This window comes from Chromobacterium sp. FG89 (assembly GCF_057808735.1).
The window spans coordinates 1-23,288 of the sequence record NZ_JBMDIQ010000038.1 but is presented as its reverse complement, the minus strand read 5'-3'; the positions used below and the strand labels follow the sequence as shown (position 1 = coordinate 23,288).

Genomic DNA, 23,288 nt, shown 5'->3' with positions numbered 1-23,288 from the left:
CGCGACCGTCGCGGTCGTCAAAATCGATGTCGCGCGCCACGCGGCTGAGCAGGCCCTTGCCGACATATTCGCGGTTGTCCTTCATCCATTGCAGCAGGTGGGCCGCGCATTCGCGGCCATAGGCGCTGTCGGCGGGGTAATCCTTACGGGGCGTGGGCATTTGCCAGTAATGCCGATAGGTGCGGCCGGGGCAGAAGCGAACAAAGGGAAGCAAGGCTTCCTGCTGTTCCAGCGAGTGCAGTTTGTAGCGACGACGACGGGGGAAGTTTTGAGAATGTTGCATGGTGTTTCTCCTGCTGTGACACAAGATAAACCACCTGCCGGGGAAGCTGAGGTGAGGCAGGCGCGTGGCAGGATTGGCGTACCGGTCCGAAGTCTTGCCGGCGAGCGCATAGCGCTCTCCCACCATGCGCCTGCCAAAACGGCCTTGCCATGGATAAAGCAGCCAACGCAGCATGCTGCGTTGGCTTGTCGACTTCGGAAACGGGACGCCAATCCCGGGTGCCGCGTGTAGGCGGCAACGGGGGGATTGTTGCCGAGGGGGCGGGCGGGGTCAAGGTAGGGTGGTTGGTGTGGCTCGGTGTGTGGGTTTTGTATCCGCTGCGCGGATGATGATTTTCATTGCCGGGGCTGCCCGGCGAGCAGGAAGGGGAACAACTCGGCCAAATTCCCTATCACTGAGCGAATCAAAGATTCGCACGTAGACACCCCAAAGGCCGCCCTGCAAGCCTGGCCTACGGCTTCCCGCCGGTTTCCGTCAGGCCCGAGGCGCGGCTGAACCCGCGATTTGCTAACGTCAAATCGCTCAAACAGGGCAGCCGCTTAAGACCTCGGGCCTGCCACCCGGCGGCAGGCTTGAAGGGACCAGGGGCGCGTCGGATACATGCTTTCTTTTAGGGAGCTAGGTTTATCCACAGACAAGAGCAATGGGGTCAAGTTATTCACAGAAATGACCCACTTCGCTAAACCACCTCTCTTATTCAAAAAAGACCACCTTGTGTAGCGCCCAAGTGTCCCCTCGGGGCGCGCCGGAGAAAAAGGGGTCTGCAAGGTTTTAAGCGGCTGCTTTGTTTGAGCGATTTGACGCTAGCAAATCGCGAGTTCAGCCGCGCCTTGCAGGCCCCTTTTTCTTCGGGGTTTCGCGTCCTGGGGGACGAGGGGGGCTGGAAGGGGGCGGCGGCCCGCCCCCTCCCCGTTCGCCGCGCGGAAAGCGGCACCTAAATCATCATCCGCGCAGCGGACTCAACAGAAAAACCATCACCCATCACAACCCTAATCATAAGGAGAACCAGTCAATAAGCGTCGCACCGGAATAAACCAAAACCCCTACTCCATCACCCCATGCGCCCCATACGCCAGCCGCGTCTCCACCTCCCCAAACATATGATCCATGATGATGTCCCGCACCGCCGTCGCCGGCACCGACCCCGGCGGCAAACTGTCCGGCAAGGAACTGATCATCAACGGCCCGTGCTCCGGGTTCAAGGTGGGACGCCCATGCGAACCCCGCACCAAGGACGGGTCCAGCGGAATCACCTCCAACAAACTGCGCATGCCCAGCTTGCGCTTGAGCAAAGTCCAGCCAATGCTCAATTTCGGCCAGTTCAAGGTCGGGTCCAGGAACAACTCCACCGGGTCGTAACCTGGCTTGCGGTGAATATCCACCGTACGGGCGAAGTCCGGCGCGTGCGCGTCGTCCAGCCAATAGTAATAACTGAACCAGCGATCCGGCCGGCTCACCGCCACCAGCTCGCCGGAGCGCGGATGATCCAGCCCCAGCAAACGCTTGCCGGCCTGATCCAACACCATCTCCACCCCGTCCAGCTCCAGCAACAAGGCCTTCACCTCCGGCACCAGCTCCGGCTGACGCACATAGACATGAGCGATCTGATGGTCCGCCAGCGCAAAGGCCGCCGACGCGCCGCAATCCAGCTTGTCCTCGCCCTGCTCCTCCCGCACCTTGAGCCAGCCGGCCATGCGCAGGATGCGGTTGATCGCGATATCGTTGCTGACCGGCGTGACCCCGTACTCGGACAGCGCGATGACGCGGCTGCCGTCGCGCTCCGCCTGCTCGATCAGTTCGCCGCACAACTGATCCACTGCCGCTACCTCCGCCGCCACCTCCGTATGGTCCGGCCCCAGCCTTTGCAGGCAGTAATCCAGATGCGGCAAGTAAACCAGGGTCAACGTGGGCTGGCGCGAGCGGTACAGATGCAAGGCGCAGTCCGCGATCCAGCGGCTGGAGCGGATGTCCGCCGCCGGCCCCCAAAAGTGGAATAACGGGAAATCGCCCAGCTTCTGGCGCAGTTCCGCGTGCAGTTCCGGCGGGTTGCAGTAAAAGTCCGGGAGCTTGCGGCCGTCGGCCTTGTAGATCGGGCGCGGGGTCACGCTCCAGTCCACGTCGGCGTACATGTTGTACCACCAGAACAACTGCGCGCAGCTGAAGCCGGCGTGCAGGCGCCGGGCCTCGTGCCAGAGTTTCTCGCCCTGGATCAAGGCGTTGTTCTGCTTCCAGAACAAAGGCTCCGCCAGTTCGCGCGAATACCAGCCGTTGGCGACGCAACCGTGCGCCTGCGGCAGCTGACCGGTCAGATAAGTGGCCTGCGCCGGGCAGGTCAGCGCCGGCGTCACCGCGGTGATCGGGCGCTGCGCGCCGCGCTCCGCCAGCCGGCTCAGGTGCGGCGCGTGCCGCAGCAGCTGCGGCGTCAGGCCCACCACGTTGAGAACGAGGGTGCGTTGCATGATGTCAGTCCACGATGTCCACCTGCGGATTTTGGCCGCGCAGCACGGAGTTGCCCTGGTACAGCCGGCGCTGGTCCACCGCCAGCGGGCTGTTGGCTTCTTCGATGTCCAGACGGCCGCTCTGGGCGAAGAAGTCCAGCGGATTGCGCCAGACTATGGTTTCGATGTCGCGCTCGGCGATGCCGGCGGCGCGCATCGCCTCCACGGTCTTGGGCACTTTCAGCGGGTCGCTGACGCCCCAGTCGGCCGCGCTGTTGATGATGATGCGTTCGCTGCCGTACTGGCGCACCAGCGCCACCATCCTCGGTTCGTCCATCTTGGTGTTGGGATAGATGGAGTGGCCGGCCCAGCAGCCGGAGTCCAGCACCAGCGGCAGGGTTTCTTCGGTGTTGTGGTCTATCAGCACCCGTTCCGGCGCGATGCCGCTGTCGCGCACCAGGGCCAGGCTGCGCAGGGTGCCGGCCTTTTTGTCGCGGTGCGGGGTGTGGACCAGCGCCGGCAGGTCGAACTGTATCGCCAGTTCCAGCTGGCGGGCGAAGTAGCGCTCCTCGGCCTCGGTTTCGTCGTCGAAGCCGATTTCCCCCACCGCCACCACGCCGTCCTTGTCCAGATAACGCTCCAGCAGCGCCATCACGCCGTCGGCCACGTCCGGGTTGTTGGTTTCCTTGGGGTTGAGGCCCAGGGTGCAGAAGTGGCGGATGCCGAATTGCGCGGCGCGGAAACGCTCCCAGCCCAGCAGCGACAGGAAATAATCGTCGAAGCTGCCGACGTGCCGCCGCGGCTGGCCCATCCAGAACGCCGGCTCCACCACCACGCTGATGCCGGCCCGGCTCATCGCCTGGTAATCGTCGGTGGTGCGGGAGGTCATGTGGATGTGCGGATCAAACATTTTCATGATGCAGTCCTTGCAGTAGGAAAACGACGTCGTCGGACACGCTGCGGCCGGCGGCGCGGCGCTCGCTGGCGTAAGCGGCCACCATCTGTTCCAGCTCCGGGCTCCAGCGCCGCTCCAGGCCGGCGATGTGCCGCGCCGGCGCGCCGGTGAACAGCGCCTTGAGCACCAGCTGGTTGAAATTGAGATCGGGAAACTGTTGCGCCGGGTAGACGTTGTCGCAGGCCAGCGCCTGGAACACGCCGGCCACGTGACTGCGGCTGGCGTCGGTGGCCAGCGCCAGCCAGTCTTCCGGCCTGGGCAGCAGGATCAGCGCCTTGACCACCGCTTGCTGTTCCAGGCTGTCGCCGCCGCGATACAGATCGAAGGCCAGCGCCGCGCCGGCGCCCGCGGCCAGGGCGCGCAGCAGCAGCAGCGCGCGGCCGGCGTCGCCGGGGGACCAGGCTTCGGCGGCCAGCACATGCTGGGCCTGCAAGGCCTTGATCGCGCCCTTGGGCAACAGGGTCAGCGCCGCCAGTTGCCGGTTGGCCACGCTGAACAGCCGGCGCGCGGCGGCGGGCTCCGGCACGGCGGCGGTCAGGCGGCGACAGGACTCCAGCCACACCAGCGCCTGGGCGGCGTTGTGGCGGTCCGCCGCGTCCAGCAGGCTGGCGTGCAGTTGGTCCGCCAGCATGGTTTGCGTTTCCATCGCGCAGATTCTCCGTTCAAGTGCCCGGCACCCGGCGTTGCCAGCTCCGGGTCAGCCAGGTGGCCAGGACCGCCAGCGCCGCCCACTGCGGCAGGCCCGCGGCGGCGATGAACAAGGCGTCCGCCAGGGCGATGCCGGCGATCAGGCCGCCGACGGCGCGCGGCATGTCGCGGCCGGGTCCGGGCCGGGCCAGCCGCAGGCAATGCGCGCTCCAGCCCAGGCTGAGCAGCAGGAAGGGCAACGCCCAGGGCTGGAACGGTTGGCTGAGCAGGTAGAGCGGCGGCGCGGCCAGGCCCAGCAGCGGCGCCACGCGGCCCAGGCCGGCGCGGCCTTCCTGCTTGGCCACGTAAGTCAGCGCGATCAGGTAAGCCAGCAGCGCCAGCGCCGCCAGCAGCAGCGGGCCGGACAGCGCGCCGGCGCCGAGCGCCAGGCCGCTGATCAGATAGACCTGCATCCGGCACAGGCCCATCAGCAGCGGGCTCAAGGGGTTGCCCTTGTGCCAGAGGTCGTAAAGCACCACGGTGGCGGCCAGGCACAGGCCGGCCAGCAAGGCGGACAGGCCCAGCGCCGCCAGCAGGGCGACGCCGACGGCCAACTGCGCCGAGCCGGCCAGCAGCACCAGCCGGGCCGACGCCAGCCCGGCGGGTATCGGCCGTTCCGGCCGTTCGCGCGCGTCGATGTGGCGGTCGCAGACGTCGTTCAGATACATGCCGGCCACATAGATCAGCGACAGCGACAACAGCAGCAAGGCGAGCGGGCCGCCGGCCGCGACGTGGCCGGACAGCGCGGCGCCGACGAGGACGTTGCTCCACACCGTGGGCAGGTTGGACACCCGGCCCAGCCGCAGCGCCAGCGACCAGACCCCGGCCACGCGCCGGCGGGTCTGGCGCGCATGCCGCCGCGACAGCCGCCGCCGGGCGCTGGTCTTGGGTATGGGCAGCGCGGGCTGTCCGCTCATCGCAGCTGGCCCTCCGCCCATTGCAGTTCCCGGCAGATCGCCTCGCCCAGGTCGCCCTGGCGGTGGGCCGGCGGCAACACGCCCCAGCTATAGGTTTCCACTTCCAGATGTCCGCTCAGCGGGCGCTGGCGTTGCAGCGCCAGCAGCCGCGACAGGAAATCCTGGGTGCTGGCGAACGGCCCCAGCGCGGCGTGGCAGATGGGCACGTGGAAGTGGATGCGCCATTCGTCGGCCGGCTGCCGCGGCAGCGCCGCCAGCGCCGCCGGCAGGTCCGGATAACGCCACAGCTCGCTGCCGCGCCGCGCCACCACTTGGTGCAGATAGGTGTCTTCGGCGAAGGCGCGCAGCGCCTCGGCCGCCATCCGGTCCGGCCGGGTCACGCGCAGGCCGGCGCTGAGCTGCAGCTTGGCGATGGCGATGCCGGCCTGGTCCAGCCGCGCCACCGCGTCTTCCGGCTGTTCGTACTCCACCGCGGCGTGGCAGGCGTCCAGGCATACGCCCAGGTGGCGGCGCACGATGGCTTCGGCCTCCTCGCGTTTGACGCCGCACCATTTGGCCACCTGGTTGAGCGCGGCCCGGCTCAGGAGGTGCAGTTCGAAGAAGGCGACCGCGTCTTCGCTGGTGGCCAGCAGGCAATCCGGTTCCGGTTCCAGCGCCAGCACGATGCGGCGGCCGCTGTCCTGCCGCAGCCGGTGCAGGAAGGCGGCGTGCTCCAGCAGATGGGTGGCGATCCACAGCGCGCCGCTGCCGTCGCCGCTCAGGTGCTGGCGGTAGCCGCCGGGCACGGTGCTGACGCTGCCGTATTCCAGTTCCGCCGGCAGCAGATCCGCCAGCAGCTGGGCCAGCCGGTTGCTGTAGATCAGCCGCTGCGGGTCGCGCCAGTCCGGCAGGTAGACCCCGTCCTTCACCGCTTGCCGGTGGAAGGCGCCGAAGGGGAAGCCGTTGAGGGTGAACACATAGCATTGGTGCTCGGCCAGAAAATCGCGGAATTCCGCCTGCGCCGGCGGCTCTTCCAGTTGCCGCGCCGCCAGCGCGGACAGCCGCAGGCCAAGGCCGAACGGCCGGTCCGGCGCCACCCGCGCCTTGATGCGCGGCAGGTGGAAGCCCAGTTGAGCGCGCAATTCCTGCCAGCTTTCGCCGGGATGGATATTGCTGCAGTAGCTCATGTGGACCGCGGGCAAATGGGGGGCCGACACGCTGTCCGGCCGTTGTTGGGGGTCAAGCAGCAACATGGTCATCGCTCCTGTCGCGCAGCCAGTCTATGGCCGCGTTCATCCGATCCGCGTCGATGGCGTGCACTTCCACCCCCTGCCCCAGACGCTGCAGCAGGGTGATGGTCAGATCGCCGCCAAGGTGTTCGCGGAACTCATCCAGCCCGGCCAGCACCTGGCGGCGCTCGCCGTCGCGCCAGTCCAGCGCCGGGTGCCACAGCGCAAAGCCCAGCCGCAGCAGCAGCCGGTGCAGGCTGAGCTGGGCGGCTTCGCGCAACAGGCCGGTCAGCACCGCGTAGCGGCAGTCCAGCGCCAGGCCTATCGCCACCGCCTCGCCGTGGCGCAGCGCGTAGCCGCTCAGCGCTTCCAGCTTGTGCGCGGCCCAGTGGCCGAAATCCAGCGGCCGGGCGCTGCCGAACTCGAAGGGGTCGCCGCCCTGGCCGATGTGGTTCAGGTGCAGTTCGGCGCAGCGCCGTATCATCCATTGCATCGCCTCGTCGTCGCCGGCGGCCAGCGCTTCGGCGTTGGCGTCCAGCCAGTCGAAGAAGGCGCGGTCGCGTATCGCCGCCACTTTCACCGCCTCGGCAATGCCGGCGATGCGGTCGCGGCGCGGCAGGCTGGCGATGAAGTCGTAATCGTTGAGCACGGCGAACGGCGGGGCGAAGGCGCCGAGGAAGTTCTTGGCGCCGAAGGCGTTGACCGCGGTTTTGACGCCGACGCCGGAGTCGTTCTGCGCCAGCACGGTGGTGGGCATGCGCACCACGCGCACGCCGCGATGGGTGGTGGCGGCGGCGAAGCCGGCCATGTCCAGCAGCGCGCCGCCGCCGACGATGACCAGGCAGCTGTGGCGGTCCACATGGCATTGCTGCAGCCAGCTTTGCAGCGCGAGCAGCTGCTCCGGCTCGTTCTTGCACGCCTCGCCGCCCTGGGCCAGACGCGGCGGCGCGGCCAGTTCCAGCGCGGCGCGGTGACGCCGGGCGTAGCGTTCGAACGCAGCCGGCAGCTGCGGGTGGGCGGCGGCCACTTCTTGGTCGATGAGCGCCACGAAGCGGTGCCGCCGTTCCGGCTCCCGCCGGCAGATGGCTTGCCGCAACAGCGGGTTGCCGGGGTCGCTCAGCAGGCCGCGCCCGAAATACACCGGGTATTCGAACGGCACGCTGAAACGCTGCATGGTCATGGCCCCGGCGCTGCGGCCGCCCGCGGCGTCGCTGAGGCCTGGCTTGCTGGCTGACAGTGGCATGGCTGTGCTCCTAGAAAACCGGTTCATGATCCGCCGCGCGCCGCGACATCCTCGCGCGGCGCGCCGACGAGGCGGAAGAGACGGCAAACGCGGTCCGGCGCTAACCGGACCGCTTGGGCGCTACTCCTCCGCCGACGCGTTTAATCGCTGGTGTCCATGCCTCCTTGCGTGTTGACGTAGCGATAGCTGGGCCCGGCCGTCTGCGCGCTGCCCGGCGCCACCGGGGTCTCCATCAGGCTGACCGCCTGCACTTTGAGGTCGTACATCAGGCCGATGGCGGTGTCGATGCGCTTGGGCTCGCCGTTGAAAGCCTGGTGCAGGGCGTTGAGCAGGCTGCTGTAGCTGTAGGCGTAGGCTTCCACCCTCACCTTGGCCTGGGTGTTGTCCTGGTAGTCGTAATCCTGCGGATTGGACACCATGGGGTAGACCCCGGCCGGGTCGTAGGGCACTTCCGCGCCGGCGTAGGCGTAGCCGCCGTCCGGGGTGCTGACGATGCGGCGGCCGTAGTAGATTTCGCCGAACTTGTAGTAGTGCGCCGGGTTGCCCGGCGATTGGTTCGGATTGGTGCTGGTGCCCTCGCCTTCAACAATGATGATGTTGATGGCGTGCAGGGCGCTGGCGATGTCCTTGATGGGGAACAGCCGCTCCGGCGAGAACCAGCCCAGCACCTGCTTGGGCACGGTGGCCGGAATGAAGATGCCGTCGCCCAGTTCCTTGATCTTCTTTTTGATCGCGTCGTAGAACTCGCCGATGGTGGCGTAGTCCGGCTCGTCCTCGGCGGCGAGCTTGGGCGTTTCCACCGGCACCGGGTCTTCCGGCTCCTCGATCACCATGAAGGTGTTGAACACCAGCTCCTTGGAAAAGGGCTCGATGCCCACGATGAAGTCATCGCCGCCGATGGACATCGGCAAGGGCCCCGGATACTTGGGGATGAACGGCGGCTTGTTGATCTGCGGGTGGCCGCCGATGGAGATCAGAATATTGCCCGCGATGCACATATGCAGCATTTCCTGCATCACGATGCTGTGGATCAGCTGGCGGATTTCCTCGTTGTAGCCCGGCTTCAGCGAAAACATCGCGGTCAGATAGGGCGGGATGGTGGCGTGCTCCAGTTCCACCGCGTTTTGCAGGTAGTAGTGCAGTTCGGCCGCGGTCTTGGCGGCGCGGATGCCGTGGATGATGCTGCGTTGCAAGCGAATCATGGCCTGTTCTCCCTCAATCCTTGGACGGCGCGGCTTTGCGCTGCGCCTGGCGTTGCATCACCACCGCGGTCTTGCCGGCAACTTGCAAGGCGTCGAGGCTCACCGCCACCGCGTCGGTGTCCACCGCTTGCGGCGCGGGCAGGACGGCGGCCTTGGCCGGCGGCGCGCCCTTGAGCGGTTTGCCCTGAGCGTCGGTCTGGTTCAGCCACTTGAGGATGATGGCGCGTTTGTCTTCGGACAGGTCGCGCGTCACCGGCATGTGATTGGGGTCGCTCATCGGCAGGGCGAACGCCAGTTTGAGGATGTCCACATGGCGCACCACGGAGTCGTAATCGCCCAGGTCCACCACGTATTTGCTCATGATGGGATAGAGGTTGCCGTACTGGACGAAGATGGGCCGGATATCGTCGTACCAGGTGGGGTGTTCCGGCACCGGCACGCGGTTGAAGGCCAGTACGCTGACAAAGTTCCAGTAATTGCTGACATAGCCCTGCGGCTGATGCTGCAGCTGGTAGCCGATGCCGTACAACTGGCCGTCGATATAGCCGCGCGGATTGCCCGGTCCGGCCGGGATCGCGCCTATCTCCGCGCGGCCGTGGCCGTTGTCGTTGGTGTGGAAACAGGCCGGATAGTGCACCGCGTCCGCCGGCACGCTGATCCTGGGCGGCAGCACCGGTTTATTGTGCGGCGGCGACGGCGGCAACGGTTGGCCGCCGCCCATCAGGGTGGCGCCGTTGGGCAGCAGTTCCACGTTCACCTGCGCGGACAGCGGCTTGCCGTAGCGGCTGGCGAAGAAGCTGACCGGCAGCTGTTGGCCGGCGTTCAGCCGCAGCACGTGTTCGTCGGAACGCACATAGAGACCGTCGATGGACTCCTGCACCAGCACCTGGAACACGCCGCCGGACGGCGCCAGCAGCAACACCGGGCAAGCTTCCAGCGCCTGCCTGGCGCCGGGGATGGCCGAGTAATCGAAGTCCTGGATCGCCGCGGTCTGGCGATACCACTCGGACGGCTCGTCGCTGGCCGCCGCGCCCGGCTGCGGCGGGTCGTAGGCCACCTGGCCCAGCACGATGACCTGGTCCTTGGGCAGATTGCCGCTGATCGGCGCATGCGCCGGCTGTTTCAACACCCCAAGCGTCAAGGTGCCCATGTCGACGAAGGCGCCGCTGGCGTCGACGATGGGCAGCGCGTTGCCGAAGTCCGCGGTCAGCGTCTGGCGCTCCGGGTGGTTCTGGCACTGGAAGCTGTAGACGCCGCCGGAGGGCACCATCGGATATTCATTGGGGTTGGGGTCCAGCTGCGCGGTCATTTGCCGGCCCATGACGAAGTGCCGGGGTTCGCGGTCGTGGTAAGGACCGATGGTGCCGACGATATGGCCCTGGGTATAGCGGGGAATGGACGGGTCGCGGCCGTAGCCGAACAGATTGAACTCGATGGCCAGCAGGCCGTGCTGGCTGGCCTTGCGCAGCGCCTCCAACACCGGCGAGTGGCTGTGCCCGTGCCATTGGACGTTTTCCAGGATGGACTGGTAGTTGGCGGCCAGCAGTTGGTCCGAGCGGATGCCCTGCTGCTGACGCTGCCACAGATTCATGAAGCCCACCGGCAGCATGTCGCCGATGAACAGCGCGCGCTCGACATTGTCGGTCAGCCGCACTTGCAAGGCCCAGATCTGGGACACCATTTGCTGCTGCGGGTCCAGGTCCGCCATTTTGCCCGGCGCGCGGCAATCGGCGTTTTCCATCGCCATGCCGATGATGGGGTCCTGCGCGCTGCTGGTGACCGGCTTGCCGTTGAGGCTGGCGCCGGTGACGCTGCAGCTGACGAAGCGGAAGATGGCGGTGCCCTGCGGGTTCCAACCGCCGTCGCCGCCGGTCGTGGACAACTGCTGGTATTCCTCCTTGAAGGCGTCGGAATCGTAATAACAGACATTGTTGTTGACGGTGGACACGTCCGACTGGAAGTAGCCGGAAAAGTGAATGCGGGGAGAGTCGAGATAACTCATGGCGGTTCCTTTACGGCTGCAAAGTGGCCCAACTCGGGTCGGGTTGAGCGTTGGCCTTGTCGGCCGCCGGCGCGTCGGTCTTGCCCTTGTCCGGGCAATCGGTGGCGAACAGGCAGCACCATTCCGGTTTGGCCGGGCACATCTCGGCCACTTTGAGCCAGGTCCGTTTCGGGTCCGGCTTCTGCGCGCGGAAGTTGCTGTAGTTCTGGCTGACCATGGGCGCGTCCGGCGGAGAGCCGGGATCGCCTGAGAAGAAGAAGGACTGCGGGTGCCGGTACGGCACGCCCTTGCCGCCGTCGCGGGTCGCTTGCTTATAGAAGGCGTAGCCGAACAGGATGCTGCCCGGCTGCACTATCCGCGAGTACGCCTGGACGCTGCCGTTCAAGTGCGTGCTCTGCTCGGCGTTGTACGGCAGATGCTTGATGAAGTCGCGGCGCGGCGGGTGATTGTCCAAGGAGAACTGGCAGCACTGCGGCGTGCCCTTGGGCCGGTCCGCGTAGCGCAGGAAATAAGCCTTGTTGCCCAAGGACACGAAGGAGCAGCTGTACTGGTTGCTGCCGGGGAAGATGGGCAGGCAGCGTTTTTCATAGTGTTCCATCATCGCGCCGCGGCCGTCGCCGTCCGCCGGCACATAGCTGGCGTCGTAGTAGCTGGCGCCGTAGGACTTTTCGTAGTCCTGACCCTCGCTCATGCCGGCCGGCGGCGAGGCGTACGGCGGCGGGTATTGCTGGATCGCCGCCTGATTGAAGATGCGATACATGGTCCAATCGCTGACCCACCACTCGGGGAACAGCGGATCGCTGGGTTCGCCGGGCTTGCGCGGATAGACGCAACTGCCCGGCAACAGACAGCCTACGGTGTTGTGCACGCCGCCGGTGTAATAGCTGTGACGCCCAGCCGGCGTGCTTTTCAAGGCCTTGAGCGCGGCGGCCGCGGAGGCCTCCGGCATGTCGGCGGCCTGGGCGCCGGCGGCGACGCAGGCCAGAAGCAGCCACCCCCAGCGCGCGCTGGCGGTGACAGACTGTTGCAATGACATCGATCGTGCTCCTTGTATTGGAACCCCCGGTGCCATCCGCCCCCTTGGCCGCCGCTTCCTGCCCGACGCGCTACGGACGGCGCCGCTTCACGGGCGGCTGACCCGCCCTCCCTGATGCAGCGCACTACGTATAGTCACTTAGTATTAACACACAGAAAAACACATGCTTTTATCATGACTTGTAAGTGTGGTTATAGCCGGCGGCGGATCAGTCGCAAAGGAAAATGTGAAATGCGGACTAAAACGACGCGGGCGCGACAGTCCTCTTCCCGGCCTTGACCCCAAGCTCGGCGCTGGACGACAATCCACGACGCGCCGGCTTTCCCGACGCCGGGAACGCGGCCCGCGCAGGCCGGCAGCCGCCCCGCCATGGACTTGCCCGCTTCCGATCGGTCCCGGACAGGCTGCGCCGACATCAATTGGAAACCTCATCATGGCCCTCTCCTCCCTCCCCTCCGCCGCCGAAGGCCAAGCCACGCGTCAGCTGGGGCAGGCCATCGCCCAATTGCAGGCGCTGCGCCAGCAACATACGGAATTGGGCGTGCTGGACGCGGTGATAGACGAGTTGAGCCGCTGCCGCCAATCCATACGCCAGATCGCCAGCCGCCACCTGCTGGAGCTGGACGCCGCCAACAGCAGCCTGGGCGCGGCCTTGCAACTGCTGTGGCAGAGCGCAGACGGCGGAACGCAAGACCAGCACCTCGCCTTCATGCTGGAGCCGCTGCATGCGATGCAGCTGAATGCGGCCAGCGAGTTGAACCGGCTGCTCTAAGGGATTGATTCAACACGCAAGCCAGCCCCGACGGAGAGATCCGTCGGGGCTGGGTGCTTGACGCCGCCGCGGCCCAGCTAAGCGCCGCGCCTACACCGGCCCGCCCGTCATGCCGCCCGGCGCCGGATGCACATGGCCGGCCAGGCTCTTGCCGCTGGCCACCACGTCGCCGCCGGCGTTGTTGAAGCTGCCGCCGCTCTGGCTGATGTTGCCGGAGAAGCTGGCGCCGCTGCCGCCGGAACCGTTCAGGCCGCCCTGATAGGTGAGCAGACCCTTGACCAGCAGGGTGCCGCTGATCTCGGTGGCCGGCGCGTCTATGCTGACCTTGGCGCCCGCCTTGAGGACGATTTCCGCCCCGGCTTCCACCACCACTTTTTGCACCCCGCCGCTGACGGTGAGCTGATGCGCGGCGCGGTCGTATTCCAGCGTCGCGCCGTCGGCGAAGCGGCGATGCCATTTATCGACGCTGGCCACCGGCACCGCGTCGGCGGCGGAGAAAATGGCACCCAACACCACGCCGTCCTCGCCGCGCGCGTCCAGCAGCACCGCCACCTGCTCGCCGACGTCCGGCAGCCAGTAGTCCTTGTCGCGGCCGCTCTTGCGGCTGAGCACCGGCAGCCAGGCGGTGCGCAGACGCCCCAACTCCGGCAGCCGCACGCGGACGCGCTGGGTATTGGCGTCCACGGCGGAGACGCTGCCGAACTTGAGGGTGGCCAGCGCTTCCGGCAGGGGTACGTCCATCATGGCTTGCTCCTCTCTTTTTGCGGGTTTTGGGCGGCGCCGGCGCTCACCCGTTTCAATTCCAGCTCGCACACATAGCCGTCCTGGCGGCTGATGCGGTGGCTGGCGCGCTGGATCTGGTAGCGGCCGGACAATTTGCCGAAGCCGTCCAGATCGATATTGCTGCCGGCGGCCAGCTGCGGCGAGCCGTCCACGGTGATGGACATGCGGGTGCGGTCCAGTTGGCGGCGCTCCAGCTCCGCCGCCGCCATCTGTTCGGCCTGGCGCTTGCCGGCGGCCTTGCGGGTGAGCTTGACGGTGTCCGCGCTGCTGGCCTTGCCGCCCGGCGCCTTGGCGTCGGCGCGCACGCTGGCGGTGCGCAGCGCGCGCTTGGCCGGATCGTGATAGCTGACGTCCACCTGGGCCGGCACCTTGCTGAGCTGGTCCTGGGCCTGCCAGGCCATCAGCTGGGCCGGGGTGTAGCGGCGCACGCTGGCGCTCCGCATCAGGTCGCTGCGCTTCCAAAACACCAGCTTGCGGTTGTTGTCCATCACCTTGCAGACATAGCCGTGCTGGTCCGCCACCCGTTGCAGGAATTGCAGATCGGTTTCGTGGTACTGGGTCAGCCGGTCTATGTTCACCGTCTCGATCTTGCCCTGCAGCTTCATCCGGTGGCGCTTGGCGATGCGCTGGGCCAGCGCTTGCAGCGTGATCTGCTCATAGGCGCAGCCGTTCTTGGTCCGCAGCGGGTGCTGCACGCCGGTGGCCAGCGCGCGGATGCGCACGGTGGACGGCGGCGAACGGTATTCCACTTCGTCGATGTCGAAGCTGCCCGCCGCCACCAGCGCCGCGCCGCGATAGCCCAGTTTGAGCGCCAGCGTGGCGCCCTTGTCCGGATACCAGCCGTCCAGCCAGCGGCCGTCCACGTCTTCCAATTCCACGTCCAGCTCGTCGGATTCGCCGCTCAGGTGATCGGTATAGCTGACGCTGAGCGCGTGGCGAGCGATGTCGGCGGTAATGGATTTGCCGTTGTAGCTGAGTTCGAAGGCCGGCGTCGGCACCTCTTGCGCGCGGCTGTCGCTCATGAGCGCCTCCACGGCGGCAGCTGCTCCAGCGCCTCGCTGTCCGCGGCCTCCAGCACCGGAACGGCCAGGATCAGGCCGGCGGGCAGGGTTTCGCCTATGGGAATGTGGGCGTTGTTGGCGATCAGCTGCGCCATCTGGCCGACGTCGCCGTAATAACGCCAGGCGATCTGGTCCCAGCGTTCGTTTTCTTGAGTCACATGATTCAGGAACATGGGGTCACCTCAGGATGCGCCGCACCGCGGCCTTGGCGGCCAGGCCGGCCAGCGGCTCGGCCAGTTCGCGCAAGGCCACCTCGGAGCGGCCGTTGATTTCTTCGCAGGCGGCCAGCTTGTCCAGCACCTGGCCGGCCTGGGTGCCGGCCAGCAGCCGGCCCATCGCCGTCATATTGAGCTTGGCCTGCTGCAGGCTCTGGCCCACGCGCACCGCGTCGCCGGCCAGCTTGCTGTATTGCTCGAACTTGGCCATCTGCTCGCCGCTGACTTGCAGCCCGGGGGCCAGCGCCTGCACCTCCTTGAGCAGGCCGGGCAGCTTTTCCAGCGCCGCGGCCGGGTCTCGGCCGGCCAGCTGGCGCAGCTCGCGCGCGGTGTTGATCACGGTCTTGACCTTGCCCACCACGCTTTTGACCTGGGCCACGGTCTTGGCCAGGCCGGCGATGTCGGCCTTGAAGCGCTCCAACCCGGCCGGCAGCTTGAGCTTGCCCGCGGGCAGGCTGGCGGCGGCCTTGGCCAGCGCCGGCTTGGGCTTGGGCGGCGCGTCGCCGCCGTACTCGCGTAGGCTGAGTTGGGCCTCCACCGCCAGCAGGCTGCCGCTGCGGTCGGTCTGGCGGCCGGTGCTTTGCAGTTCGGCGATGACGAAGCGGCCTTTGTAGTCGCCGTTGCCCAACACCAAGGCCAAGGCCTGGTGCTGCAGGCGCGCCGCCTGCAGCTTTTGCAGCTCCTCGTCCGGCTGGCAGTAGGCTGCGTGCAGCACCAGGTCGATGCGGATTTCGTCCAGCTTGTCGCCGACGAATTGCAGCACCGGCTTGCCGCCGATGCGGCCGTGTTCGGCGAAGTCGCTGCCGCTGCGCTGTTCCAGGCCGTCGAAATAACTGATCAGATCAAACTCGATATTGCCCAGTACCGCGTACATGGGTTGCCCTCCGAATGGGTGGAAAGAGAACCCGGCGCGCGAGCGCGCCGGGCTCCGCGGCTTTTAGAAAGCCCGGGTACGATGCTGCGAGCAAGAGCGAGACAAGGCGAAAACAACCGAGAAAGCGGAATGACCGAGTGGTACATGAGCATTTCGAAGGAGTACTCACCGTGCCACGTCTCACGAAGCGCAGCTGAATCGCACGCCGGTTCTCAAGCGCGGGCGCTGTAACTGCGCCGTTGCCTGTCCGCCTCGTAGCGCCGCATCAGGCGTTCGAACTCGGCGTAGGACAGCTGCACCGCCTGCTGCACCTGCTGCTTGACCGTGGCCGCCGCGCTGGCGGTGACGGTGATGTGCGGCGCGAAGGTGACGTTCATGCCGCCGCCGGCGCTCTTGCCCGGCGACTTGGCCGCCGCGCCGCCCTGTTGCAGGCGTTGCAGCTGCCGGGCGCGCACTTCCGCCTGGGCGGACACCGAGACGCTGGCCGTCACTTCCGCGCCGACCCCGCCGCGCTTGCCCGCCGACGCGCCGAAGTCCACCTTGGGCGGCCGCGACGGCGGCTGGGTGGCGGCAGGCGGCGCGGCGGGCGGCTGCTTGGCCTTGCCGGGCATGGGCGCGCCGTGAATGGCCTGACCCACCTTGCCGCCGGCCCATTCCCCGGCGTACTTGCCGGCGAAGTGGCCGATGACGCCGCCCACCAAGGTGCCGACGCCGGGCAGAATCATGCTGCCTATGGCCGCGCCCATCGCCGCGCCGCCGATGGAGCCGCCGGCCTTGCCGCCTATCTTCCAGTACTCCTTGTTCTTCTCGGTCTGGCTGCGATTGGACTTGCTGACGTTCCACGCCTCCTGGCCGGCCTCCAACGCCGTGATCACCGAACCGGCGACGCCGGCCTTGAGCAGGCCGCCGGTGCGCTTGAACACTTCCTTGCCGATGCCGAGTCCGGCCTTGGCCACGCCGGCGCCGGCCTTCAACAAGGGCGCCGCGCGCTGGGCCGCCGCCTTGGCCAGCTTGGCCGCGCCGCCGATGCCGCCGCGCGCCAGCCCGGGCAGACGCTTCAGCCCCGCTCCGACGCGGCTGGCCACCGAACCCGCCGCCCTGGCCGCGCTCTGCGCGCCGGCCTTGGCCTTGCCCGGCAGGCTCTTGAGCCAGTCCCCGGTTTTCTGCGCACCGCTACGCAGCATGCCAGGCACCTGCTTCAGCGCATTGCCCAAGCCTTTGATTCCGGCCTTGGCCAGCGCCGCACCGCGACGGAAGGCTTCGCCGATGCCCCCTGGCAGGCCGCGGCCCTTGGGCAGGCGCCGCGGACGTGGGCTCCGCCTGGGGCTCGGTCTCGGCTGCGGGCTTGGCCTCCGTTTCGGGCTGGGTTTGGGACGCGGCTTGGGCCTGGGTCGCCGCTCTTTGCGGCCGCGCTCGCGCCGGCCGTCCTTTTTCTCTTTCTTGCGACGTTCGTCCCGATCCGGGTCCATGCCGTCGCCGGGCTTGTCGATGTCGCGCGTGGCCGGCTGGCAGCAACAGCAGCAGTTCTCGGGCTTGGCCTCCATGCAGCCGCCGGGCTTGTCCGTCTGGCTCTGGCTGCTTCCGGGTTTGTCCGTCTCGCTCTGAGTGGTGCCCGGCTTGTCTTCCTTGAACCATTCGCTGCCGGCGGCCCATAGCTTGCTCAGCAAGCCGCCCTTGGTGTCCTGATAGCGGCGCAGCGATTTGCCCACCTTGTCGCTGATCTCGCCGGCCTTGGTCGCGCCGTCCTCCAGCGCTTTCACCGAGCCGAGCAGGCTTTCCACGCTGGGCAGCTTGCCGCCCAGCAAGGGGTTGAGCTTGCCGTGCACATAGCGCAGCGCCTTGTTGCCCATGCCTTGCGACAAGGTCTTGTGCACGGTGCCGGCCGCCTTGGCCACATCGCGGCTGATGCTGCCCACCTTGTCGTTGAATTCGATCAGGGGCGTGGCGTCCGGCGCCGGCAGGCCTTGCAATAGACGAATGGCGGAACGGATCTTGCCGCCGCCGGCCTTGCCTTTGGCCGCCGCGCCTCCCGCCTTGCCCGGCTGGGCCGCCTTGGCGCCGTCTTCTTTCAGCAGCGTCTCACTGGCGGCGGCGATCTTGGCCAGCACGCTGCCCGGGGTGTCGGCATAGCGACGCAGCGCCTGGCCCACCCTGGCCGCGCCCTTGGCGACGGTGTCGCCGGCGTCGCGGGTGCTTTCCAGCGCGCCCAGCATGGCGTCCACGCTGGGCAGCTTGCCGCCCAGCAAGGGATTGAGCTTGCCGTGCACATAGCGCAAGGCCTTATTGCCCAGGCCTTTGGACAAGACTTCGTGGGTTTTGCCGGCGGCGTCGGACAGCCAGCGCGAGGACAGCTGAACAGCGTCGGCCACGCCTATCCATCGCTGGATGCCGGGCGTGCGCAGACGCTGGAGGGTGGATTCGAGATCGGGCGGCGCGTCCTTGGACTTGTCGCCGCCGTCCCCGCGCGGGGTCGGGCGCTTGGGCACGGTCGGCGGGCGCGGATTGCAGGTGGCGTCTTTTTGCCGCTCCTGGCTTTCCAGCACCCGCTGTTCCACTTCGATCACCGCCTTGACCTTCACCGAGGCCTGCAGCTCGACGCGGCACTTGGCCACCATCTCGCTGACCTGGGACACGCCGGGCAGAGCGAGCTTGACACCCTGCCCGCGCTTGACGCTGTCCAGCCAGGCGTCGTGACGCCGGCGCAAGCGGTCCAGCGTCAATTCCAGCTTGCGGTGATCCCGTTCCAGCTGCGGCAGATCCAGCGCGGCGAAGGCCTTGCGGGAACGCTCCACGCTGTCGCTCAGCTCGCGCTGGCGGTCGCGCAGGCGCAAGCTGGTCTTGCCCAGTTCGTCCAAGGAGGCGCGGGCGGAACGGAAGGCGTTGTCGAAGACCCCGGACAGCGTCGCTCCCACCTTAAGACCGATGAAAAACTCGCTTACCATGGTGTTAGCCTGTGAGTATGAGGGGAAGGCCGCCAAACCAGCTCCGGCGGCTCCGGGTGGGGCCGGCGGGCGTCCTGACGGACGGGCCGGCCCCGGGCCGCGCGGACGCGCGGCGCAGGAAAAATCAGTCTCGATCCAGCCACTGCTGTTCGCGCTCGTGACGGCGCTGGATCTCTCGCTCCGCCACCTCGCACCAAAACCAGTAGTCGTCCATCGCCAGCGCGTCGATTTCCGACGGCGGCAGGCCCAGCACGGTCAGCAGCGCTTCGTCGAAGTCCTTAAGCGTCGTCGGAGACGCCCACCATATCGCGAAAGCAGTCCGCCAGCGCGCGGCTGTCGGCGATGTCGAGCTGGTCGATGTCTTCCAGCGTCAGGCCGGTCATGCGCGCGAACAGGAAATCCTCCTGGTCCGCGTCGTCCTGGCTGTGATGGCTGGCGGCTTTGAGATCCGCGCGCTTCAGACGGCTGATGTCCAGGCTGTCCAGACGTTCGCCGGCGGCGTTGGTGAACGGGTATTTGAGTTTGATCTTCATGTGAGCTCCTTGGTCACGGGCTGCGTGGTTGATGAGCTTCATTGTCCGGTTTACGGCCCGGCGGGTCTGTTAAAGCCCTTTAGGGAAAGGCTTGAAGCCGCCGGTCGCCTCCCCGCGGCTCCGGCGGACCCAGCCAAGCCGGGTCCAGCCTCGTCAGCGCGGAAAGAGAGAAACAAGCCGGCCGGCGGCCGGCCCTCCATCAACCGCCGATATTGCGACGGTACAGTTCCAGCATGTCATTGCCGCCCACCCGGAAGATGTTGGCCAGGTAGTCCAGCTCCAGCACGTCCTCGCCGTCCACGACCTGCTTGATGTAGGTGGCGGAGAAGGAAGAGCTGAAATCGGCGTTCTCATGCTGCTTGTAGGTGCCCAGCGGGTTCTTCTTGAACATCACGGTCAGGAAGGTCACCAGGCTGACCTGCTGCAAGCGGCCCTGCGCGCCGTAGGTCTCGATGCTGGAGCGGGCCTGCAATTGCACCGCCTGGAACGGATTGGCGATGATCTTGGCCACGTCCTTGTACAAGGAGTTCCACTTGATCTCGCCTTCCAGCTTGTCGAAGCCGGCCGGCAGCTCGATCTTGCCTACCATGCCCAGCGCCTTGTGCTCCTGCATGATGGCGGACACGTCCGGCAGCTTGATCTCCTCGGCTCGGCCCAACAGCGAGTTGCCGTTGATGTAGATGTTGGCGTTGGTGATGCGGTTGATTTCAATCTTGCCTGCCATGATCAATTGCCTCCCTTCAGGCTCAACAGGTATTCCGAGGTGATCTCGGTCTCAAAGGTCAGACGTTCCAGCGGCGGCGGCACCGTGTACTTGTAGCTGATCAGCAGATGGCCGGCGGCCAGCTCGGTCTCCGGATTGCGCGCCACGTCGAACCAGGCCTTGAAGCCCAGCAGCGCGCCGTCGCCGATCAGCTTGCGGCCGTAGCCGTTCACCGATTCCACCAGCGCGTCGATGGTGGCCTGGTTCAGCGGCATGTCGATGAACTGCTGGCTGAAATAGCGGATCGACTCATTGATCACGTCGCCGGTGCGGCGCACGTTCTCGAAGTTGCGCATATGGCTGACGGTGGGCCAGGCGGCGGTGCGGTTGCCCCACAGGCGGAAACCGGAACCAAAGCTGGAGAACACCGTGGTGATGCCCTGCTCGTTCAGCAGATTCACCTCGGACTGCGGATCGTCAATCATCGCGGTCAGCTGGCGCTCCACGCCGATGACGCCGGCCAGCTCCTGGTTGGAACTGGACCACCAGAAGCCCTTGTCGTTGTCCACCTTGGCGCGCAGGCCGGCGGCGCGGGCCGACAGCGGCTCCAGACGGGTGTCGTTGGTGGCCGGGTCGAACACCTTGACGTGCGGATAGCACAGGCGCACGCGGTCGCTGGAGGTATTGAAGTTGATGCCGCCGGCCGGGCCGCGGCCCGCTTGCGCCTGGGCGAAGCTGGTGCCGATGGGCGCGTCGACATAGGCGATGGCGTCCAGCTTGTCGGCCATGGCCGCCATCGCGCTGGCCACCGAGTTCTGAGTGCAGAAGCCCGGCGCGATCAACAGCTTGGCGAAGAAGCCGAAACGGTTATAGGTGTCTTGCAGCGCCTTCAGGCCGGTGCGGTTGCCGGCGGCGTTGACCGCGCCGATGATGTCGGCGGCGGTGACCTTGGCCGGGTCGGCGTAGTCATAGCTGACTTTCAGGCCGGCGCCGGCGGCGATGGCGCCGTCCTTCAGCCGGGTGATCTTGCCGTTGACCGCGTCCAGCAGGTAGTCGGTGCCGGCCACGTAGGCGGTGGCGCCGTCGGCGCTCTTCACCGTCACGTTCAAGAGCGCCGCCTTGGCGGTCTTGCCCTGGCCGGTGGCCGCGTCCAGCGTCACGGCCTCGCCGGCGACCGAGCTCTTGTGCAGCGCCGGGTCCAGCACATTGATCACCACCACGGTGCCGGCGCCGTGATCGTAGATCGCGTTCAGCGCTTGCGGAATGGTGAAGCCGGCCAGCTGTGGGCCAAAGGCCGCCCCGTCTTTTTCCGACAGGCACAACACCGGGGTATTGGCCGCTTCCGGCGCCAGCGGCGCGGTGCCGATCAGGCCGATCACCGCCGATTTGACGGTGCGCACCGGGCGCGCGCCGCGTTCCACTTCAATGGTTTCCACGCCATGCAGATAATTGGCTGCCATGCTCAAGCTCCTTGTTCAGCGCTAGGGGACGTCGATGCCGCCGCTTGCGGCAACGGGCTCAGATGCTGCAAGGCCAACAGCACGCGGGTGTAATCGTGCTGTTCCGGCATCTCCACCTCGGCGCCGGGAAACAACATGATTTCCTGGCCGTCGGCCAAAGTGACGCCGCTGATCGGCCCGGAATACAAATACTTCATGCTTGCTCCTCCTTAGTGACTGCGGTTAACACAGGCTCATGCCCCGGGGCCGCCTCCGCCACCTGCAAGGTGTCGGCGGCCAGCGAAATGGCGTAACGGGCGATGCCGTCGCTGAAGCCCAAAAAGGTTTCGCTCGACAGACAGGCGGGTCGGCAATCCGGCGCGGAGAATCCCAGGCAGGCGCGCCGCGCCGCGTCCAGCGCTTCCGTATCGTTGACTTGCGCGCCGGCGCGCCGCAGCAGCAGCGTCAGCTCCAACTGCAGCGTGCGCAGCTGGCAGACGCCGGCCACATCGCGCGGCAAGGCGAATTGGCTGCCTCGATAGCTCAACAAGAGCGCGCCTTGCGGATGTTCAAGCCGGTAATCGGCCGGCGCGGCGCAATGCTCGACGCTCAATGACGGCAAAGCGCCGCGCAAACGCGCCAACAGCGCGTCAACGATTTGGGAAGTGCTGGCCACGGGCGGGCTCCTGGACATCGTGGGAAGAAAGGCGATATCACTCGCAAGGACGGTTGCCGACGACGCCTGGCCATCGAACGAGGGCAAGGATGCGCCATCGTCCCCATTGCGGTCTTTTAACCCTCTTTACAGAAAGCCGGACCGCGCCGGCGCTGACAGCCGTCATCCGGGCCGCGCGCGCGAAGACGGCGATAATGGCCGTCATCGATACCGCCGCCAAAGGACAACGCCATGCAAGCACGCTTTCGCAGCAAAGGACCGGAACTGCTCGTCGACCTGGCCCAGCACGTGGCCATGACGCTGAAACAGCTCGCCAACACCGAACAACAACAAGCGGAGCAACTGGGGCAGGAAATCGCCGAACGCATGGCCAAACACTGGGGCGGACAGAACATCTACTTCCCCATCGGCTTGTCCTATCAGTCCTCTCTGCGCGACCAGCAGATCTACGGCGAATTCACCGGCGGCAACCACGCGGAACTGGCGCGTCGCTACGGCGTATCGCTGCAATGGATCTACAAAATCATCAAGACGGAACGCCAAAGGGAGCTGGAGCAACGCGCCGGGCAGACCGGCTGAACACGCCCCGCCGCGCCCATGAAAAAAGCCGCTCCTCCAAAACCGGAGAGCGGCTTTTCTGACTCATATTTTAAACAAACTTAATCCAATAAAGGCTTGATTTAAAACATCTATAGCAATTTTCTATTAAATATAGTTTTAATATATTAATTTTTTCCTGGAATCAATCCGGATACCGCCTATACCTAGAAGGCCACACCACCACAGCGGCCACAGACCGCTGAGCGCAACGTCACTAGATCAAACGGGGTATCCACATGACACATCCAGCGCCTCTCGCCGCCATGGCTTTCCTGCTGCTGTCGTCTTTTGCTCACGCCGACGGCGGGGTCATCACCTTCAGCGGCCGCATCGTCGAAGCCCAATGCCCGTTGGCGCTCGACGCGCCCAGCCGCGTCAACGGCCCCAGCCGGCTGGAAGTCGGCAAATGCAAGGCGCCGGTCCATATCCAGGCCCTCGCGGCCAACGGCGAGAACCTGCCAGTGCGCGCCAACGCCGACGCCCTAGCCAGCAGCCAGGCCGCCGCCAAAGGCTACGACCTGGATCGCAGCGACAAGCTGCGCAGCTTCAATATCCTCACGCCCAAAGACAAGCCGCGCGGCCAACTGGTGGTCAGCTATTACTGACGGCCGGACGCAACAAAGCCTCCCTTTGGGGAGGCTTGCTTCTAGTTCCGTCCGGCAGCGCAATGCATAAAGCCCAGCTCGATTGAGCTGGGCTTTGCAATGGGGCGTCTGGCG

At 66.5% G+C, this 23,288-nt stretch carries 24 protein-coding genes; 3 read left to right on the top strand and 21 right to left on the bottom strand.

All coding sequences use genetic code 11. From position 1 onward, the window contains the following. From ACODRW_RS23380 to ACODRW_RS23335, 10 genes are all read right to left on the bottom strand, one after another. Positions 1-283, bottom strand: a 283-nt coding sequence (locus ACODRW_RS23380; RefSeq protein ID WP_488906814.1) for a hypothetical protein, incomplete at its 3' end; no start/stop codon positions are given. A gap of 1,043 nt (positions 284-1,326) precedes the next feature. Continuing rightward, positions 1,327-2,742 (bottom strand): alkaline phosphatase family protein, encoded by a 1,416-nt coding sequence (locus ACODRW_RS23375; RefSeq protein ID WP_107801520.1) that lies wholly within the window; start codon positions 2,740-2,742, stop codon positions 1,327-1,329. Positions 2,743-2,746: 4 nt separating this feature from the next. Continuing rightward, entirely contained in the window at positions 2,747-3,637 is an 891-nt protein-coding gene (locus tag ACODRW_RS23370) for a TatD family hydrolase (protein ID WP_199225975.1), read from the bottom strand. After that, positions 3,624-4,322 carry an EboA domain-containing protein gene (locus tag ACODRW_RS23365; RefSeq protein WP_488906813.1) on the bottom strand — a complete coding sequence of 233 codons (699 nt, stop codon included), beginning with the start codon at positions 4,320-4,322 and terminating at the stop codon, positions 3,624-3,626. The genes ACODRW_RS23370 and ACODRW_RS23365 overlap by 14 nt, the downstream gene beginning before the upstream one ends. Before the next feature lie 16 nt (positions 4,323-4,338). Then, complete coding sequence (locus tag ACODRW_RS23360; protein WP_488906812.1) at positions 4,339-5,280, bottom strand: UbiA family prenyltransferase; 942 nt, start codon at positions 5,278-5,280, stop codon at positions 4,339-4,341. Next, positions 5,277-6,512, bottom strand: coding sequence for a metabolite traffic protein EboE (eboE, locus tag ACODRW_RS23355; RefSeq protein ID WP_158274405.1), 1,236 nt, complete (start codon positions 6,510-6,512; stop codon positions 5,277-5,279). Before eboE ends, ACODRW_RS23360 begins: the two co-directional genes overlap by 4 nt. After that, entirely contained in the window at positions 6,499-7,731 is a 1,233-nt protein-coding gene (locus ACODRW_RS23350) for a 3-dehydroquinate synthase (protein WP_199225977.1), read from the bottom strand. Before ACODRW_RS23350 ends, eboE begins: the two co-directional genes overlap by 14 nt. Before the next feature lie 140 nt (positions 7,732-7,871). Further along, complete coding sequence (locus ACODRW_RS23345) at positions 7,872-8,933, bottom strand: ferritin-like domain-containing protein (RefSeq protein WP_227106029.1); 1,062 nt, start codon at positions 8,931-8,933, stop codon at positions 7,872-7,874. A 13-nt stretch (positions 8,934-8,946) separates the two neighbouring features. After that, complete coding sequence (locus ACODRW_RS23340; RefSeq protein WP_107801524.1) at positions 8,947-10,935, bottom strand: hypothetical protein; 1,989 nt, start codon at positions 10,933-10,935, stop codon at positions 8,947-8,949. A gap of 10 nt (positions 10,936-10,945) precedes the next feature. Next, the gene (locus ACODRW_RS23335; RefSeq protein ID WP_488906811.1) at positions 10,946-11,971 is read right to left on the bottom strand and encodes a hypothetical protein; all 1,026 of its coding nucleotides are present in this window, start codon (positions 11,969-11,971) and stop codon (positions 10,946-10,948) included. A 433-nt stretch (positions 11,972-12,404) separates the two neighbouring features. On the opposite strand from ACODRW_RS23335, the gene ACODRW_RS23330 reads away from it, so the two are divergent. Then, positions 12,405-12,743 carry a hypothetical protein gene (locus ACODRW_RS23330; protein ID WP_107801526.1) on the top strand — a complete coding sequence of 113 codons (339 nt, stop codon included), beginning with the start codon at positions 12,405-12,407 and terminating at the stop codon, positions 12,741-12,743. Positions 12,744-12,833: 90 nt separating this feature from the next. On the opposite strand, the gene ACODRW_RS23325 is transcribed toward ACODRW_RS23330, so the two are convergent. The 11 genes from ACODRW_RS23325 to ACODRW_RS23275 all read right to left on the bottom strand — a co-directional run bounded on the left by ACODRW_RS23325 (position 12,834) and on the right by ACODRW_RS23275 (position 21,969). Next, positions 12,834-13,487, bottom strand: coding sequence for a phage baseplate assembly protein V (locus ACODRW_RS23325; protein WP_488906810.1), 654 nt, complete (start codon positions 13,485-13,487; stop codon positions 12,834-12,836). Next, the gene (locus tag ACODRW_RS23320) at positions 13,484-14,548 is read right to left on the bottom strand and encodes a phage late control D family protein (RefSeq protein ID WP_488906809.1); all 1,065 of its coding nucleotides are present in this window, start codon (positions 14,546-14,548) and stop codon (positions 13,484-13,486) included. The genes ACODRW_RS23325 and ACODRW_RS23320 overlap by 4 nt, the downstream gene beginning before the upstream one ends. Then, the gene (locus ACODRW_RS23315) at positions 14,545-14,760 is read right to left on the bottom strand and encodes a tail protein X (protein ID WP_107801528.1); all 216 of its coding nucleotides are present in this window, start codon (positions 14,758-14,760) and stop codon (positions 14,545-14,547) included. Before ACODRW_RS23315 ends, ACODRW_RS23320 begins: the two co-directional genes overlap by 4 nt. Positions 14,761-14,764: 4 nt before the next feature. Then, on the bottom strand, positions 14,765-15,676 hold the full coding sequence (locus ACODRW_RS23310; protein WP_227106019.1) for a phage tail protein: 912 nt from the start codon (positions 15,674-15,676) through the stop codon (positions 14,765-14,767). Between the two features lie 212 nt (positions 15,677-15,888). After that, entirely contained in the window at positions 15,889-18,618 is a 2,730-nt protein-coding gene (locus ACODRW_RS23305; protein ID WP_488906808.1) for a hypothetical protein, read from the bottom strand. 124 nt (positions 18,619-18,742) lie between these two features. After that, positions 18,743-18,871: a GpE family phage tail protein gene (locus ACODRW_RS23300; RefSeq protein ID WP_191186169.1), complete on the bottom strand. Its 129-nt coding sequence runs from the start codon at positions 18,869-18,871 to the stop codon at positions 18,743-18,745. 25 nt (positions 18,872-18,896) lie between these two features. After that, positions 18,897-19,151 carry a phage tail assembly protein gene (locus tag ACODRW_RS23295; RefSeq protein ID WP_107801531.1) on the bottom strand — a complete coding sequence of 85 codons (255 nt, stop codon included), beginning with the start codon at positions 19,149-19,151 and terminating at the stop codon, positions 18,897-18,899. A gap of 199 nt (positions 19,152-19,350) precedes the next feature. After that, complete coding sequence (locus ACODRW_RS23290; RefSeq protein ID WP_043592621.1) at positions 19,351-19,875, bottom strand: phage major tail tube protein; 525 nt, start codon at positions 19,873-19,875, stop codon at positions 19,351-19,353. A gap of 2 nt (positions 19,876-19,877) precedes the next feature. Beyond that, on the bottom strand, positions 19,878-21,314 hold the full coding sequence (locus ACODRW_RS23285; RefSeq protein ID WP_107801532.1) for a phage tail sheath subtilisin-like domain-containing protein: 1,437 nt from the start codon (positions 21,312-21,314) through the stop codon (positions 19,878-19,880). A gap of 2 nt (positions 21,315-21,316) precedes the next feature. Further along, entirely contained in the window at positions 21,317-21,511 is a 195-nt protein-coding gene (locus ACODRW_RS23280; RefSeq protein ID WP_486636232.1) for a hypothetical protein, read from the bottom strand. Then, the gene (locus ACODRW_RS23275) at positions 21,508-21,969 is read right to left on the bottom strand and encodes a Gp37 family protein (protein WP_253315575.1); all 462 of its coding nucleotides are present in this window, start codon (positions 21,967-21,969) and stop codon (positions 21,508-21,510) included. The genes ACODRW_RS23280 and ACODRW_RS23275 overlap by 4 nt, the downstream gene beginning before the upstream one ends. A gap of 231 nt (positions 21,970-22,200) precedes the next feature. Here ACODRW_RS23275 and ACODRW_RS23270 point away from each other — a divergent pair, with 231 nt between their 5' ends. After that, positions 22,201-22,548 carry a Mor transcription activator family protein gene (locus ACODRW_RS23270; protein ID WP_107801535.1) on the top strand — a complete coding sequence of 116 codons (348 nt, stop codon included), beginning with the start codon at positions 22,201-22,203 and terminating at the stop codon, positions 22,546-22,548. A gap of 257 nt (positions 22,549-22,805) precedes the next feature. Beyond that, entirely contained in the window at positions 22,806-23,174 is a 369-nt protein-coding gene (locus ACODRW_RS23265; protein WP_488906807.1) for a hypothetical protein, read from the top strand. The last annotated feature ends 114 nt before the right edge of the window (positions 23,175-23,288 follow it).